At 62.2% G+C, this 15,892-nt stretch carries 13 protein-coding genes; 6 read left to right on the top strand and 7 right to left on the bottom strand.

Features of this window, described 5'->3' with window-relative positions:
* Nucleotides 1-12: 12 nt before the first annotated feature.
* The 7 genes from NTD80_RS24560 to mreB all read right to left on the bottom strand — a co-directional run bounded on the left by NTD80_RS24560 (nucleotide 13) and on the right by mreB (nucleotide 9,788).
* On the bottom strand, nucleotides 13-861 hold the full coding sequence (locus tag NTD80_RS24560; RefSeq protein ID WP_262135313.1) for a carbon-nitrogen hydrolase family protein: 849 nt from the start codon (nucleotides 859-861) through the stop codon (nucleotides 13-15).
* A gap of 48 nt (nucleotides 862-909) precedes the next feature.
* On the bottom strand, nucleotides 910-4,725 hold the full coding sequence (locus NTD80_RS24565) for a YhdP family protein (protein WP_262135314.1): 3,816 nt from the start codon (nucleotides 4,723-4,725) through the stop codon (nucleotides 910-912).
* 76 nt (nucleotides 4,726-4,801) lie between these two features.
* Nucleotides 4,802-6,259, bottom strand: a complete 1,458-nt coding sequence (rng, locus tag NTD80_RS24570; protein ID WP_010213134.1) for a ribonuclease G — start codon at nucleotides 6,257-6,259, stop codon at nucleotides 4,802-4,804.
* 71 nt (nucleotides 6,260-6,330) lie between these two features.
* A complete protein-coding gene (locus tag NTD80_RS24575) occupies nucleotides 6,331-6,927 on the bottom strand; it encodes a Maf family protein (RefSeq protein ID WP_262135315.1) in 597 nt (198 codons plus the stop codon).
* A 51-nt stretch (nucleotides 6,928-6,978) separates the two neighbouring features.
* Nucleotides 6,979-7,467 (bottom strand): rod shape-determining protein MreD, encoded by a 489-nt coding sequence (gene mreD / locus NTD80_RS24580; RefSeq protein ID WP_003171788.1) that lies wholly within the window; start codon nucleotides 7,465-7,467, stop codon nucleotides 6,979-6,981.
* The gene (gene mreC / locus NTD80_RS24585; protein ID WP_262135317.1) at nucleotides 7,468-8,610 is read right to left on the bottom strand and encodes a rod shape-determining protein MreC; all 1,143 of its coding nucleotides are present in this window, start codon (nucleotides 8,608-8,610) and stop codon (nucleotides 7,468-7,470) included.
* 140 nt (nucleotides 8,611-8,750) lie between these two features.
* Nucleotides 8,751-9,788, bottom strand: a complete 1,038-nt coding sequence (gene mreB, locus NTD80_RS24590) for a rod shape-determining protein MreB (RefSeq protein ID WP_002555108.1) — start codon at nucleotides 9,786-9,788, stop codon at nucleotides 8,751-8,753.
* Between the two features lie 210 nt (nucleotides 9,789-9,998).
* Here mreB and gatC point away from each other — a divergent pair, with 210 nt between their 5' ends.
* The 6 genes from gatC to NTD80_RS24620 all read left to right on the top strand — a co-directional run bounded on the left by gatC (nucleotide 9,999) and on the right by NTD80_RS24620 (nucleotide 15,211).
* Complete coding sequence (gene gatC / locus NTD80_RS24595) at nucleotides 9,999-10,286, top strand: Asp-tRNA(Asn)/Glu-tRNA(Gln) amidotransferase subunit GatC (protein WP_065900690.1); 288 nt, start codon at nucleotides 9,999-10,001, stop codon at nucleotides 10,284-10,286.
* 16 nt (nucleotides 10,287-10,302) lie between these two features.
* The gene (gene gatA / locus NTD80_RS24600; protein ID WP_065900689.1) at nucleotides 10,303-11,754 is read left to right on the top strand and encodes an Asp-tRNA(Asn)/Glu-tRNA(Gln) amidotransferase subunit GatA; all 1,452 of its coding nucleotides are present in this window, start codon (nucleotides 10,303-10,305) and stop codon (nucleotides 11,752-11,754) included.
* Between the two features lie 10 nt (nucleotides 11,755-11,764).
* The gene (gene gatB, locus NTD80_RS24605; RefSeq protein ID WP_262135316.1) at nucleotides 11,765-13,210 is read left to right on the top strand and encodes an Asp-tRNA(Asn)/Glu-tRNA(Gln) amidotransferase subunit GatB; all 1,446 of its coding nucleotides are present in this window, start codon (nucleotides 11,765-11,767) and stop codon (nucleotides 13,208-13,210) included.
* Between the two features lie 144 nt (nucleotides 13,211-13,354).
* Entirely contained in the window at nucleotides 13,355-13,726 is a 372-nt protein-coding gene (locus NTD80_RS24610; RefSeq protein WP_213550577.1) for a septal ring lytic transglycosylase RlpA family protein, read from the top strand.
* Between the two features lie 58 nt (nucleotides 13,727-13,784).
* Nucleotides 13,785-14,831, top strand: coding sequence for a calcium/sodium antiporter (locus tag NTD80_RS24615; protein WP_177343924.1), 1,047 nt, complete (start codon nucleotides 13,785-13,787; stop codon nucleotides 14,829-14,831).
* Complete coding sequence (locus tag NTD80_RS24620) at nucleotides 14,828-15,211, top strand: carboxymuconolactone decarboxylase family protein (protein WP_065900684.1); 384 nt, start codon at nucleotides 14,828-14,830, stop codon at nucleotides 15,209-15,211. The genes NTD80_RS24615 and NTD80_RS24620 overlap by 4 nt, the downstream gene beginning before the upstream one ends.
* Nucleotides 15,212-15,892: the final 681 nt, after the last annotated feature.

Genomic DNA, 15,892 nt, shown 5'->3' on the forward strand with positions numbered 1-15,892 from the left:
TTGGCCTTAAATTCATCGTTCTGAAGCAGGTCGCTGCGCGCCCTGCGAGAAAAAGCGCCGATGGTTGACCACCGGCATGCGCGCCCGTATCGACGCCTGTTCACTGCTGTCGCGTGCGGCCAGCAACACCGCTTCGCCTTGATCCTGTTGTGTCAGCACACGCCCCCACGGGTCGACGATCGCCGCGTGGCCGTAAGTTTCCCGAGGGCCCGGATGCACGCCCCCCTGGGCTGCCGCCAGCAAGTAGCACTGGGTCTCGATGGCGCGTGCGCGAATCAGCACGTCCCAGTGCGCGGCGCCGGTCACTGCGGTAAAGGCCGAGGGCGCCGTAATCAATTCAGCCCCCGCCGCACGCAACTCGCTGTACAACTCCGGGAAGCGCAGGTCGTAGCACACGGTCAGGCCCATCCGGCCCACCGGCGTATCCGCCACCACCACGTTGCCACCGAAAGCATAGTCGTCGGATTCGCGATAACGCCCGCGGGCATCCGCCACATCCACATCGAACAGGTGCAACTTGTCGTAGCGGGCAACGATCTCGCCCTGATCATCGATCAGCAGCGAGCAGGCATTGACCTTGGCATCCGGATGGTCCCTGGGCGGCAACGGCACAGTGCCGGCCACTATCCATAAGGTGAGGTCGCGGGCGGTCTGTTTCAACCATGGCAGGATCGGGCCTTCACCCAATGCCTCGGCGCGACCGATAGCGGCCACGTCGCGGCGGCCCATGGCGGCAAAGTTTTCCGGCAATACCGCCAGCTTCGCACCGCCTGCCGCCGCTTGCTCCAGCAAACGCCGGGCCTGGGCGAGATTGGCCAGCACATCACTCTGGCTGACCATTTGAATTACCGCAAAGGACATGGGCCGCTACTCCATAGAAGGCATGCGGCCATGCTACTCCACAGGCTCTCAGTTTGGTTTTTCAAATGGCTTGTCGAAGGTGATTTTTGGATCCTTCCACGGGCCTTCCACCTTGTATTGCACGCTGGCAAAGCGCGCCACACGGTCGCCGATCAGCTTGTCGATCAGGAACAACGCGCCGCCAATGGCCGGCGCCCCCACGATCAGCGCAGCAATCGGCAGGTTGTTGGTGACGGGCAGGGTCACCAGCAACTTGGCGTCGACCCGATCGGCCACCAGGTCCAGGGTGCCGTTGAGCTCCAGGTTGGTCGACGGCCCGGTCATGGTGATGGGCTCACGGGTCACGAACACGCCATTGCTGGCGGCCAACAAGCCTTTGACCCGGTCATAGCTCAGGCCTTTGCCGAGCAGGTCGGAGAAGTCCAGCCGCAAACGGCGGCCGATGGAGTTGAAGTTAAGCAGGCCGAACACCCGCAGCGCCTGGGCGCCGCCTTCCACTTCAACGAACTGGCCGCTGCGGAAAGCCGCGTCCAGGCTGCCGGAGAAACGCTTCGGCCCGACATAAGCCGGCGAACCGGGCCAGCGACCGTCCACATCCAGGTGGAAGTCCTTGCTGGTGACCGTCGGCGCGTAGCCCCAGCCCTTGAGCACATCGCCAATGTTCTTGCCATCCAGGCGACCCTTGTACCAACTGCCGCTGGCTCCCAGCGCACCTTCCCAGCCACCGGCGCCCTTGAGCTGCATGCCCTTGAGCCCCAGGTCCAGGTTGTTGAAGGCCAGGCCCTTGGCGGTCGGACGGATTTTCAGTGACCACGCCCCGACAAGGTCGGGCCCTTGGAACAGTTGATCAATCGCGATATCCAGGGCCGGAATGTCCTTGGGGTCGACGTCGGCCAATGGGTCCGGGGCGTTCTCGTCGGCCTGCACCGTCGGGTCCACCGCCGGCAGTTTCACGTATTGCAGGTTGACCGCAATCGGAGCGCCCTTGGCGTCCGGCAGGTTCACCGTGCCTTTGGCTTGCTGGCTGTCGAGCTGCAGGCCCCAAGCGGCAGGCTTGCGGTCCAGTTGCAGGCTGACCTGATCAAACTGGGTGCCAAAGCCGGTCAGTTTGCCCACCTTGAAGTCTGCGCCGCTGAGCAATTGCTTGGCGCTGCCGCCCGGGTCCTTGCCCGCATAGCGGTCGACCAGTTTTTTCCACGGGTCGATATCCAGCTCGGAGAGCACACCGCGAATCCGCAGTCCCTTGCCTGCGGGCAGCACCGCATCGCCATCGCCGAGGAACAACTCGCCGCGCCCGTCATTGAATTTGTCCGGCGGCGCGGCAAAGGTAAAGTTCGCCAACTCGCCATAGTCAAACCAGTAGCGCCGCTCGGCACCCTGCAAGGTCATGCGGAACGTGCTGTCGCGGCCCTGGCTGGCCGGCATGCCGAACGGGGCCGGCAGGTCCACCGCCACGCCCTTGAGGTTGGAACTGACCATCAACTGGCTGTCGGCGCCGTCCAGATTGACCTGCAGTTGGTACGGAATATCCCCGGATACCGGCAATGGCTGGCTGATTTTCAGCCAATCGGTCAGCCGCTTGACCGTGACCTGCCCCCTGGCCGTCACACGGGTGCTGATACTACCCGGCTTGCCATCGGCGAAAATCTGCGCGGTGATCGGCCGGTCGAACGCCTGCGCTGTGATGTTCTGGCCGCTCAGGCCCTTGGCACTGTCAAAACGGAAATCGCCCTTGAGCTGGGTCAGATCCAGAGTCGGCTCAGCCAATTGCAGGCGCGCCTTGTCGGTCTGGAAATCCACCACGATCTTGGGCTCGGTGCCCTTGGCCAATGGAATGTCCAGGTCGAGCTTGCCTTTCAGGTCGCCCTCGCCTTTCCAGCCGGCAAAGGTCGATGCCGTACCGATCGGAGCTTCCTGCAGGATCTTCAGGCCATCGCCAAGCCCGCCGGCAAATTCGCCGGTGAGCAACAGGTGGCTGTCCTTGCCCTCAGGCGCGTGCGGAATATTGACGTAGACGTCCTTGACCTTGGTGTCGAGCAGTTGGCCCTTGCTGGCCAGGATGCGCACCCCGCTCTCTTCGACGAACACTTCGCCCTTGACCTTGCTCACATGCGGCCAGCCAGGCTGGAACGCCAGCTCGGCGTCGTGCACCTTGAAGAACAGGCTGATGTTGCGTGAAGCCGGCAATGCGTCGTGGTTCAGCGAACCCTGGTACTGGAAGAAACCCTGGTCGACCGCGCCCTTGAGAATCGCCGTGCGCAGCCATTCGTCCAAGGCCGGGCTCAGCACCGCAGGCAAATACTTGGGGGTGAAACGCCCATCGCCGTCGACCATGCCGACCCGCAGGTCCATGTAGTCTTCCTGGGTATGGTCGAAATGCAGGCGAATCAGGAAATCCGCCGCGATCTTGCCTTCCTCACCCAGCACCTTGATATACGGGGCGATCAGGGTGAAACCCTGCTTGTCGAGTTTCCAGGTCAGGCGTGCATTGGCCTGGAGGTACTGCCAGGGCTTGGCGAAAATCGGGTCGAGGTGCAGGGAAAAGTCCTTGCTGTCCATGCGCAACTCGCCATGGCCCAAGTCACCGCTGATGCTGCCGGACACGTTGCGCGCAGCCGGCGCGCCGAAGTACGCATCAAAACCCACACGTTCGAGATTGGCGGCGAAGCTGACCTTCTGGTCGGTGCTGTCCTGGGGACGGAAATCCACCAGCACATTACGCAGCAAGCCGGTGGCCTTGAGGTGTTCGATAGTCTTGGCGAAGCCTTCGGGCAGCGGCGCCAGGGCATTCAACAGTGGGGTGATCGGCGTGAGGTCCAGGCGGTCAGCCTGCAGCTTCCAGACCTCCTGCGCCGTGTCGGTGGGCAGGCTTTGCTGCAGCTGCAGGCGCGACTCCCAGCGGGTGTCCCCCAGGTTCATGGCCAGCGAGTCGAACAACACCTTGAGACCGCTCTCGCTGCGCTGCACGTACGCTGTCAGCGCGAGGTTTTCGATATGCACGGGCTTGCGGTCGGCGTAACTGCCCTTCACCTGTGGCGAGTTAAGGCGCACCACCGCGCTCTGCACGGTGCGCTGGCCCCAGCTCAACCAGAATTCGCCGCCGGCCTTGAATTGGGTGAGTTTCCACTGCTGGGTCAGCCGGGCCGGAATCCACTTGGCCCAGTCGCTTTGCGGCAGGCTCAGGTAGGCATCGACGGCACCGTCTTTCCACTGGCTCGCGCGAATCCGACTGCGCAGGCTCAGGGCCAGCGGCTGGCCGTCGGGCAGTGTCAGGCGGGCATCCAGGCGCTGGCGTGTGGCACCCGTGTGCAGGCTCAGGCCCACGTACGTCAGGGTCAGCGGTGCCTGGCCGTACGGCTGCAACGTGACCTGGCTGTCGAGCAAAGACACGCGCTTGACCCTCTGCATCCGCGTGAGCACCTGCTCCGGATCCAACGGCTGGTCATCCTGCACCGGCAAGCCTTGCAAGGCCCAATGGCCGTCCTTGTCTTCCTTGACGCTCAATTGCAGGCCACTGACTTCCAGATGGGCAATGCGCACTTCGCGCGCCATCAGGCTGGCCCAGAGGTCCGGCACCACTTCGACCTGGTCCAGGCGCAAGGCACTGCTGCCCTCGCCGACCATCACGTCATGGGCCAGCAGCACCGGCGCAAAACCGCTCCAACGCCCTTCGAGGCTGCCGATCTGCAGCGGCATGTCCACCGCAGCCTGGGCCTTGGCTTCAATTTCTGCGCGGTATTCAGCCACCAGCGGGGTCAATTCACGACCCAGGCTCACGTACACCGCCGCCAACACCAGCAGCAAAGCGCACAGGCCCAGGCCCCAACGGGTCAAAGCGGCAAAAAAGCGTATCAGACGCTCCATGTCAGGCGACCCTCAAGGCAGTAGACGGACAGCAGATCAAGGTCTGCAGGTCTCGTAAAAAGAAAACGATTGGGGATCAGAGCAGCACCACGTCGTATTGTTCCTGGGAATACATGGTTTCAACCTGGAAGCGGATCGTGCGCCCGATAAAACCTTCCAGTTCTGCCACGTTGCCGGACTCCTCGTCGAGCAACCGGTCGACCACTTTCTGGTTGGCGAGCACTCTATAGCCTTCGGCCTGGTAGGCACGCGCCTCCCGTAGGATTTCGCGGAAAATCTCGTAGCAAACCGTTTCCGGGGTCTTCAACTTGCCGCGCCCCTGGCAGCTGCTGCAAGGCTCGCACAGCACTTGCTCCAGGCTTTCGCGCGTGCGTTTGCGGGTCATCTGCACCAGGCCCAGCTCGGTAATGCCGATGATGTTGGTCTTGGCGTGATCGCGCTCCAGCTGTTTCTCCAGGGTGCGCAACACCTGGCGCTGGTGCTCTTCGTCTTCCATGTCGATGAAGTCGATGATGATGATGCCGCCCAGGTTGCGCAGGCGCAGTTGACGGGCAATCGCGGTGGCCGCTTCGAGGTTGGTCTTGAAGATGGTTTCTTCGAGGTTGCGGTGACCGACAAACGCCCCGGTGTTGACGTCGATGGTGGTCATGGCTTCCGCCGGGTCCACCACCAGGTAGCCGCCCGACTTGAGCGGGACCTTGCGTTCCAGGGCTTTCTGGATTTCGTCTTCGACGCCATACAGGTCGAAGATCGGCCGTTCCCCCGGGTAATGCTCCAGGCGGTCGGCAATTTCCGGCATCAATTCGGCAACAAATTGCGTGGTTCGCTGGAAGGTTTCCCGCGAGTCGATGCGAATTTTCTCGATCTTCGGGCTGACCAGGTCGCGCAAGGTCCGCAGGGCCAGACCGAGGTCTTCGTAGATAACGCTCGGCGCACCGATGGTCTTGATCTGCGCGCCGATCTGGTCCCACAGGCGCCGCAGGTAGCGGATATCCATGAGGATTTCATCGGCACCGGCGCCTTCGGCAGCCGTGCGCAGGATAAAACCGCCGGCTTCCTTGATACCTTCGGCCGCCACACAGTCGCTGACCACCTTTTTCAGGCGCTCGCGCTCGGCTTCGTCTTCGATCTTCAGGGAAATGCCGACATGTGCGGTACGCGGCATGTACACCAGGTAGCGCGACGGGATCGACAGCTGGGTTGTCAGCCGTGCGCCCTTGGAACCGATGGGGTCCTTGGTGACTTGCACCACCAGGCTCTGCCCTTCGTGCACCAGGGCGCTGATGCTTTCGACTGCCGGGCCCTCGCGCAGGGAAATTTCCGAGGCGTGGATAAACGCAGCACGGTCCAGGCCGATGTCGACGAATGCGGCCTGCATCCCCGGCAGTACTCGCACCACCTTGCCTTTGTAGATATTGCCGACGATCCCGCGCTTCTGGGTGCGCTCGACGTGCACTTCTTGCAGAACACCGTTCTCTACCACCGCCACGCGCGATTCCATCGGCGTGATATTGATCAGAATCTCTTCACTCATGGCTGGGTCTCGTTCAGGCATTTTCACAATAGTGACCGATCGCTTAAGGCTGGGCGCGCAATTAAAGGCGTTCAGCGCGCGGTAAGGTGTTGCCAACAGGGTATGCCGAATTGGGCGAGCAGTTGCGCGGTTTCGCACACCGGCAGGCCCACCACGGCGGAATAACTGCCATTGAGACCGGCAACGAACACCGAACCCAGGCCCTGGATAGCATAGCCGCCCGCTTTGTCCTGGGGTTCGCCACTGTGCCAGTAGGTTGTAGCCTCTTCGACAGAAATCCCGCGAAACCGTACGCGACTGCTTACACAGTGGGTTTCGCAGCGCTGGCCGTCAGTCAGGGCAATGGCGGTCAGCACTTCATGCTCACGCCCTGCCAGGGCCATCAGCATCGCCAGCGCGTCAGCCTGGTCTACCGGCTTGCCGAGGATCTTGCCGTCCACAATCACGGCGGTGTCGGCGCCCAGCACACAAGCGCCGGCGGTGTGTTCAAGCGCAGCAAAACCCGCCGCTGCCTTGCCGCGAGCAAGACGCTCGACGTAGGCAACGGCGGTTTCGTTGGTAAGAGGGGTTTCATCAATGGCGGCGCTGACCACGGTGAAAGGCACACCGATCTGGGTCAGCAGTTCACGCCGCCGCGGGGAGCCCGAGGCCAGGTAAAGCGAATTCATTGCAGACTCTCCCTGTAGAGTTCGATAACCAGGCAGAGCCTCGCAATCCATTCAATTGATTTTATAGCGACGACGTAACCCACGCAGGCCGAAACTGATCCATGGCCACAACAAGGCGCTGACCAGGGCCGGCAGCACCAGTGCCAGGGTTGGCTGGCGATTGCCGGTCAGGGCGCTCAGCCAGAGTTGCACCAGCTGCGCCAGGCCGAAGATCACCAGAATCACCAGGCATTGCTGCCACATGGGAAACATGCGCAGGCGTTGCTGCAACGACAGCACCAGGAAAGTGATCAGCGTCAGGATCAATGCGTTCTGGCCCAGCAAGGTGCCATACAGCACATCTTCCGCCAAGCCCAGAAACATGGCCGTGACCATGCCGACTTTGTGCGGCAGGTTCAGCGACCAGAAAGCCAGCAACAACGCCAGCCAGAGCGGACGCAGGATTTCCATGAATTGCGGCAGTGGCGAAACACTGAGCAACAAGCCGATGGCGAACGTCAGCCAGACGATCCAGCCATTGCGCGAATGAGTACCGGCCATTTATTCCTCCCTCTGCCGTGTGGTCGCCGGAGCGGTGGTCGCTGGGCGGGCGGCCGGTGCCGTCACGGGCGGCTTGGCCGCCGGTGCAGCAGCTGGCGTTGACGCAGGGGGTTTGGTCGCCGCCGGTTTAACCGGATGCGCGGTGTGCGTCGCAGGCTTCACGGCGGTCGCCACAGGCGCTGCAGCCGGGGCCACCGCGGGCGTAACCGGTGCAGCAGCGGCAGGCTTGGGCACGGTCGCAGGAATGATGGGCGTGGTGCCGTTCTTCTTGTCTTCCGCTTCCTGGGCCTGGGCAGCTTCGTTGGCGCGCTCTTCCGGGGTACGGTTGTCGCTGAACACCAGCAGCAGGTAGCGGCTGCGGTTCAAGGCAGCAGTCGGCACCGCGCGCACAATGGCGAAGGGCTGGCCGGAATCGTGGATCACTTCCTTGACCGTCGCCACCGGGTAACCCGCCGGGAAGCGCTGGCCCAGGCCGGAGCTGACCAGCAGGTCGCCTTCCTTGATGTCGGCCGTATCGGCGACGTGGCGCAATTCCAGGCGTTCCGGGTTGCCCGTACCGCTGGCAATCGCGCGCAGGCCGTTACGGTTGACCTGCACGGGAATGCTATGGGTCGTGTCCGTCAGCAACAGCACCCGCGAGGTGTAGGGCATCAACTCGACCACCTGCCCCATCAGGCCACGCGCATCGAGCACCGGCTGACCGAGCACCACGCCATCGCGCTCACCCTTGTTGATGATGATGCGGTGGGTAAAGGGGTTGGGGTCCATGCCGATCAACTCGGCCACTTCGACCTTTTCGTTGACCAGTGCGGAAGAATTGAGCAACTCGCGCAGCCGAACGTTCTGCTCGGTGAGGGCCGCGAGCTTTTGCATGCGCCCCTGCAACAGCAGGTTTTCAGTCTTGAGTTTTTCGTTCTCGGCGACCAGCTCGGTGCGGCTGCCGAATTGGCTGGCCACGCCCTGGTACAGACGTTGCGGCAGGTCGGTGATCCAGTATGTCTGCATCAACACCAGCGACATCTGGCTACGCACAGGCTTGAGCAGTGCAAAGCGGGCATCGACCACCATCAGCGCGACCGAAAGCACGACCAGCACCAGCAGGCGCACGCCCAATGAGGGGCCTTTGGCGAAAAGCGGTTTAATAAGCCGCTCCTCCCAGGCAAATGTTCTCTTTATTCATACGGCATCTAACCGGCCTGGATGCAGATTGAAGAAGATAAACGCCAACAGGCAGCACTGCAAAGTGCTGCCTGTTGGCGAAACATGGGCAAACCAGCAAACTCTTATTCGCTGGAGAGCAGGTCCATGGTGTGTTTATCCATCATTTCCAGTGCACGGCCACCGCCACGGGCGACGCAGGTCAGCGGGTCTTCGGCAACGATCACCGGCAGGCCGGTTTCCTGGGCCAGCAGCTTGTCGAGGTCGCGCAGCAAGGCGCCACCACCGGTCAGCACCAGGCCACGCTCGGCGATGTCGGAAGCCAGTTCCGGCGGCGATTGCTCCAGGGCGCTCTTCACAGCCTGAACGATGGTGGCCAGGGACTCTTGCAGAGCTTCCAGCACTTCATTGGAGTTCAGGGTGAAGGCACGTGGAACGCCTTCGGCCAGGTTGCGACCGCGAACATCGACTTCGCGAACTTCGCCGCCCGGGTAAGCGGTACCGATTTCCTGCTTGATGCGCTCGGCGGTGGATTCGCCGATCAGGCTGCCGTAGTTGCGACGCACGTAGGTGATGATCGCTTCGTCGAAGCGGTCGCCGCCAACCCGTACGGATTCGGCATACACCACACCGTTCAGGGAGATCAGGGCGATTTCAGTAGTACCACCACCGATATCCACCACCATCGAACCGCGGGCTTCTTCAACCGGCAGGCCGGCACCGATCGCAGCAGCCATTGGCTCTTCGATCAGGAACACTTCGCGGGCACCGGCACCGAGCGCCGATTCACGGATGGCACGACGCTCCACCTGGGTGGACTTGCATGGAACGCAGATCAGCACACGAGGGCTGGGCTGCAGGAAACTGTTTTCGTGAACCTTGTTGATGAAGTACTGCAGCATCTTCTCGCAGACACTGAAGTCGGCGATCACGCCGTCTTTCATCGGACGAATGGCAGCAATATTGCCTGGTGTACGGCCGAGCATGCGCTTGGCCTCGGTGCCAACGGCAACGACACTTTTCTGATTACCATGGGTCCGAATGGCCACAACCGATGGCTCATTCAGGACGATACCGCGCTCGCGCACGTAAATAAGGGTGTTGGCAGTGCCCAGGTCAATGGAAAGATCGCTGGAAAACATGCCACGCAGTTTCTTGAACATGGGAAAGGGACCCTAGGCAACGCGTGGGTAAAAAAGTGCGGCAAACTCTAACAACGACAGGGATTTTGGGCAAGGCGCCAATGTGCTAAATTGGCCGACTTTCTGTGCACCAACCCCCACAATCGCGGCCGTAAGACCGTAGAAATGCGGTAGTGTTCCGACAATCTAACACACGGACAGCCTCCGTTCTGTTTTCCACTGGAGATTCCCATGGCGCTTGAACGCTCCGACGTGGAAAAAATCGCTCATCTGGCCTCGCTTGGCCTGAATGAAGCCGATCTTCCACAGACCACCGCAGCCCTGAACAGCATTCTCGGGCTGGTTGACCAAATGCAGGCCGTGGACACCGACGGCATCGAGCCCCTGGCTCACCCGCTGGAAGCCAGCCAGCGCCTGCGCGCAGACGTCGTGACCGAGAGTAATAATCGCGAGGCCTACCAGTCCATCGCGCCAGCGGTCGAAAACGGCCTGTACCTGGTTCCGAAAGTCATCGACTAAAGGGAAAGAGCCTGCAATGCATCACATGACTCTGGCCGAGATCGCCCGCGGTCTCGCCGATAAAAAGTTTTCTTCCGAAGAGCTGACCAAGACCCTGCTGGCGCGCATCGCCGAGCACGATCCAAAGGTCAACAGCTTCATCAGCCTCACCGAGGAACTGGCGCTGAGCCAGGCCAAGGCCGCCGACGCACGTCGCGCCAACGGTGAGAACGGTGCCCTGCTGGGCGCGCCGATCGCCCACAAGGACTTGTTCTGCACCCAGGGCATTCGCACCAGTTGCGGCTCGAAGATGCTCGACAACTTCAAGGCGCCCTACGACGCCACCGTGGTGTCCAAGCTGGCTGCCGCCGGGGCCGTGACCCTGGGCAAGACCAACATGGACGAATTCGCCATGGGCTCGGCCAACGAGTCGAGCTACTACGGCGCGGTGAAAAACCCGTGGAACCTGGAGCACGTGCCCGGCGGTTCGTCCGGTGGCTCGGCTGCGGCCGTGGCGGCTCGCTTCCTGCCGGCTGCCACCGCCACCGATACCGGCGGCTCGATCCGCCAGCCGGCGGCCTTCACCAACCTCACCGGCCTGAAACCGACCTACGGTCGTGTTTCCCGCTGGGGCATGATCGCCTACGCATCCAGCCTCGATCAGGGCGGCCCCCTGGCTCGCACCGCTGAAGACTGCGCGATTTTGTTACAAGGCATGGCAGGCTTCGATAAACAGGACTCCACCAGCATCGATGAGCCGGTGCCGGACTACAGCGCCAGCCTCAATACCTCGCTCAAGGGCCTGCGCATCGGCGTGCCGAAGGAATACTTCAGCGCCGGCCTCGACCCGCGTATCGCCGAGTTGGTGCACAACAGCGTCAAGGAGCTGGAAAAGCTCGGCGCCGTGATCAAGGAAATCAGCCTGCCGAACAACCAGCACGCGATTCCTGCGTACTACGTGATCGCGCCCGCTGAAGCCTCCTCCAACCTGTCGCGCTTCGACGGCGTGCGTTTTGGCTATCGCTGCGAAAACCCGAAAGACCTTACCGACCTGTACAAACGCTCGCGCGGCGAAGGCTTCGGTGTTGAAGTACAACGCCGGATCATGGTCGGTGCCTACGCGCTGTCGGCCGGTTACTACGACGCGTACTACCTCAAGGCGCAAAAAATCCGTCGCCTGATCAAGAACGACTTCATGGCGGCCTTTGAAGAAGTCGACGTCATCCTCGGTCCAACCACGCCCAACCCGGCCTGGAAGATCGGCGCCAAGACCGGCGACCCGATCGCCGAATACCTGGAAGACTTGTACACCATCACCGCCAACCTCGCGGGCCTGCCGGGCTTGTCCATGCCCGCCGGTTTCGTCGATGGCCTGCCGGTCGGCGTGCAACTGCTCGCCCCGTATTTCCAGGAAGGCCGCCTGCTCAATGTGGCGCACCAGTACCAGTTGCACACCGACTGGCACACCCGCACCCCTACCGGCTTCTGAGGAGAACACTATGCAATGGGAAGTTGTGATCGGGCTGGAGATTCATACCCAGCTCGCCACCCAATCGAAGATTTTCTCCGGTAGCGCCACCACGTTCGGCTCCGAGCCCAATACCCAGGCCAGCCTGGTCGACCTGGGCATGCCCGGTGTCCTGCCGGTGCTGAACCAGGAAGCGGTGCGCATGGCGGTGATGTTCGGCCTGGCGATCGACGCCGAGATCGGCCAGCACAACGTGTTCGCGCGCAAGAACTACTTCTACCCGGACCTGCCCAAGGGCTACCAGATCAGCCAGATGGAATTGCCGATCGTCGGCAAGGGCCACCTGGACATCCCGCTGGAAGACGGCACCATCAAGCGTGTCGGCGTAACCCGCGCGCACCTCGAAGAAGACGCCGGCAAGAGCCTGCACGAAGAATTCCCGGGCGCCACCGGTATCGACCTGAACCGCGCCGGTACACCGTTGCTGGAGATCGTGTCCGAGCCGGACATGCGCAGCGCCAAGGAAGCCGTTGCCTACGTCAAGACCATCCACGCGCTGGTGCGCTACCTGGGCATCTGCGACGGCAACATGGCCGAAGGTTCGCTGCGTTGTGACTGCAACGTGTCGATCCGGCCCAAGGGCCAGGTCGAGTTCGGCACCCGTTGCGAGATCAAGAACGTCAACTCGTTCCGTTTCATCGAGAAGGCGATCAACAGCGAAGTGCGTCGCCAGATCGAGCTGATCGAAGACGGCGGCAAGGTCATCCAGCAGACCCGCCTGTACGACCCGAACAAAGACGAAACCCGCGCCATGCGCAGCAAGGAGGAAGCCAACGACTACCGTTACTTCCCCGATCCGGACCTGTTGCCGGTCGTCCTTGAAGACTCGTTCCTCAACGACATCCGCGCCACGTTGCCGGAATTGCCGCAGCAGAAACGCGAGCGCTTCCAGGAGCAGTTCGGCCTGTCGGTCTACGATGCCAGCGTCCTGGCTTCCAGCCGTGAACAAGCCAACTACTTCGAGAAAGTCGTGAGCATCGCCGGTGACGCCAAGTTGGCGGCCAACTGGGTGATGGTTGAGCTGGGCAGCCTGCTGAACAAGCAAGGCCTGGAAATCGACGAAGCGCCGGTGTCCGCCGAGCAATTGGGCGGCATGCTGCTGCGCATCAAGGACAACACCATCTCCGGCAAAATCGCCAAGACCGTGTTCGAAGCGATGGCCAGCGGTGAAGGCAGCGCCGACGACATCATCGAGAAACGTGGCCTCAAGCAAGTCACCGACAGCGGCGCGATCTCGGCCGTGCTGGATGAAATGCTGGCGGCCAACGCCGAGCAGGTCGAGCAGTACCGTGCGGCAGACGAAGCCAAGCGCGGCAAGATGTTCGGCTTCTTTGTCGGCCAGGCCATGAAAGCCTCCAAGGGCAAGGCCAACCCGCAACAGGTGAACGAATTGCTGAAGAGCAAGCTCGAAGGCTGACACGTGCAGGACCCGGCTTCTGTGGGAGCCGGGCTTGCCCGCGATGCAGGCGCCTCGGAGCATCAGTTACACCGGGGTGAAGCCATCGCAGGCAAGCCAGCTCCCACGCAAGCCAACTCCAACATTTGTAATGGGACTCCTTGCATGAAGCGTCTACTCGGCCTGCTGGCCCTGTTCTCCCTACTGGCCGGTTGCGCCAGCGGCATCATCAACCCCAATGGCTACGACGAAACCGGCACCGCCTCCTATTACGGCGCCAAACACCATGGCAACAAGACCGCCAGCGGTGAACCTTTCAACCAGAACGCCCTGACCGCAGCCCATCGGCAACTGCCCTTCGGCACCCAGGTCAAGGTGACTAATCTGGACAACGACAAATCCGTCGTGGTCCGCATCAACGATCGCGGCCCGCACACGCGTGGGCGCTTGATCGACCTTTCACGCAAGGCTGCCGAACAACTGGGCATGCTCGGCAGTGGCACTGCGCGCGTGCGCGTGCAAGCCTTGGGCAACTGAAGGCGCCGCCGTGGCCATTTTCGGATTGACCGCCCTCTCGCCCTGGAGCCTGCTCGAACTGGTCAGCGGCCTGCTGCTGCTGATCGTCGGCGCCGAGGTCCTGGTGCGCGCCGCCGTGCGCCTGGCCGCGAGCCTGAAAGTGCGGCCGCTGATCATCGGCTTGAGCATCGTCGCCTTTGGCAGCAGTGCGCCACAGATGACCGTCAGCCTGCAGGCCACCCTGGCCGGCAACACCGATATCGCCGTGGGCAGCGTGATCGGCAGCAGTATCTTCAACATCCTGGTGACCCTGGGCCTGTCGGCGCTGATCATTCCCCTGCGCGTCTCACGCCAACTGGTGCGCGTGGATATCCCGGTGATGATCCTCGCCGGTCTGCTGGTATTCACCCTGGCGGCCAATGAAGAACTGACACCCGTCGACGGCTTGTGGTTGCTGTTGGCGCTGGTCGCCTACCTGGGCGTGCTGCACTACCAGACGCGCCATTCCCGCCGCCCGCGCACCCTCGACACCGTGGCCCGCGCGCCGTGGCTCAGCAGCGTTCTGCTGATGCTCGCAGGCCTGCTGGTGCTGGTCCTGGCCGGGCACTTGCTGCTGGGCGCGGCGGTGGATGTGGCAGCGGACCTGGGCCTCTCGGAACGCATCATCGGCCTCACGCTGATCGGCGTCGGTACCTCGCTGCCCTGCCTCGCCACCTCACTGATCGCCGCCCTGCGGGGACAGCGGGAAATTGCCGTGGGCAACGTGATCGGCAGCAACCTGTTCAACCTGCTGGGCGTGCTGGGGATCACCGCCCTGCTCGCGCCCTCGCCGCTGTCGGTGTCGCCCAATGCGCTGGATTTCGACCTGCCGGTAATGCTCGGTGTGGTGGTGCTGTGCCTGCCGGTGTTCTACACCGGTTACCGCGTGACCCGCGCCGAAGGCCTGGTGCTGCTGGGCCTGTACCTGGCGTACGGGCTGCACGTGATGTCGTTCACCACCGGCATGCCCCTGGCCAACAAGCTTGAACAACTGATGCTGTATTACGTCCTGCCAGTGCTGGTGGCCTTCCTGTTGTTCAGCACGCTGCGAGCCTGGCGCCGCCAACACAAGAGGGATTCGCAATGACCGATCAGAAAAAGCCCGGGGTTGAGATGCGTCGCCAGGTGATGGGCGATGTGTTCGTCGACCGTGCCCTGGGCAACGCCACCGAGTTCACCCAACCGCTGCAGGATTTCGTCAACGAGCATGCCTGGGGCAGCGTGTGGAACCGCGAAGGCCTGCCGCTGAAGACCCGCAGCCTGATCACCCTCGCCGCCCTGACCGCGCTCAAGTGCCCACAGGAACTCAAGGGCCACGTGCGTGGCGCGCTGAATAATGGCTGTACCGTTGAGGAGATTCGCGAAGCACTGCTGCACTGCGCGGTGTACGCCGGCGTCCCGGCGGCGATTGATGCGTTCCGCGCGGCGCAGGAAGTGATTGAGGCGTATCAGGCCGATCAGCCGTGACGGCGAGCTAGCTTTCGCAGGCAAGCCAGCTCCCACATTTGATCTCCATATGCCCGAGTGCCTGAGCCATACCTCAATTCCTGTGGGAGCGGGTTTGCTCGCGAAGGCGGTATGTCAGTTGATGCATCAGGTGCCTGACCCACCGCCTTCGCAGGCAAGCCAGCTCCCACATTTGATCTTCATATGCCCGGGAGCCTAAGCCGTACCTCAATTCCTGTGGGAGCGGGCTTGCTCGCGAAGGCGGTATGTCAGTTGATGCATCAGGTGCCTGACCCACCGCTTTCGCAGGCAAGCCAGCTCCCACATTTGATCTCCGTATGCCCGGGGGCCTGAGCCATACCTCGATTTCTGTGGGAGCGGGCTTGCTCGCGAAGGCGGTATGTCAGTTGATGCATCAGGTGCCTGACACACTGCTTTCGCAGGCAAGCCGGCTCCCACATTTGATCTTCATATGCCCGGGTGCCTAAGCCATACCTCAATTCCTGTGGGAGCGGGCTTGCTCGCGAAGGCGGTATGTCAGTTGATGCATCGTTGCCTGACCCACCGCTTTCGCAGGCAAGCCAGCTCCCACATTTGATCTCCATATGCCCGGGGGCCTGAGCCATACCTCAATTCCTGTGGGAGCGGGCTTGCTCGCGAAGGCGGTATGTCAGTTGATGCATCGTTGCCTGACCCACCGCT

The organism is Pseudomonas sp. 13B_2.1_Bac1, from assembly GCF_025466155.1.
GTDB classification, from domain to species: Bacteria; Pseudomonadota; Gammaproteobacteria; order Pseudomonadales; family Pseudomonadaceae; genus Aquipseudomonas; species Aquipseudomonas aylmerensis.

Excerpts from the sequence above, each read along its gene's own strand:
- NTD80_RS24560 (WP_262135313.1), bottom strand. The coding sequence starts at position 861 with ATGTCCTTTGCGGTAATTCAAATGGTCAGCCAGAGTGATGTGCTGGCC.
- mreD (WP_003171788.1), bottom strand. The coding sequence starts at position 7,467 with ATGGCCGGTACTCATTCGCGCAATGGCTGGATCGTCTGGCTGACGTTC.
- NTD80_RS24565 (WP_262135314.1), bottom strand. The coding sequence starts at position 4,725 with ATGGAGCGTCTGATACGCTTTTTTGCCGCTTTGACCCGTTGGGGCCTG.
- rng (WP_010213134.1), bottom strand. The coding sequence starts at position 6,259 with ATGAGTGAAGAGATTCTGATCAATATCACGCCGATGGAATCGCGCGTG.
- mreB (WP_002555108.1), bottom strand. The coding sequence starts at position 9,788 with ATGTTCAAGAAACTGCGTGGCATGTTTTCCAGCGATCTTTCCATTGAC.
- gatA (WP_065900689.1), top strand. The coding sequence starts at position 10,303 with ATGCATCACATGACTCTGGCCGAGATCGCCCGCGGTCTCGCCGATAAA.
- gatB (WP_262135316.1), top strand. The coding sequence starts at position 11,765 with ATGCAATGGGAAGTTGTGATCGGGCTGGAGATTCATACCCAGCTCGCC.
- NTD80_RS24620 (WP_065900684.1), top strand. The coding sequence starts at position 14,828 with ATGACCGATCAGAAAAAGCCCGGGGTTGAGATGCGTCGCCAGGTGATG.
- NTD80_RS24575 (WP_262135315.1), bottom strand. The coding sequence starts at position 6,927 with ATGAATTCGCTTTACCTGGCCTCGGGCTCCCCGCGGCGGCGTGAACTG.
- NTD80_RS24610 (WP_213550577.1), top strand. The coding sequence starts at position 13,355 with ATGAAGCGTCTACTCGGCCTGCTGGCCCTGTTCTCCCTACTGGCCGGT.
- gatC (WP_065900690.1), top strand. The coding sequence starts at position 9,999 with ATGGCGCTTGAACGCTCCGACGTGGAAAAAATCGCTCATCTGGCCTCG.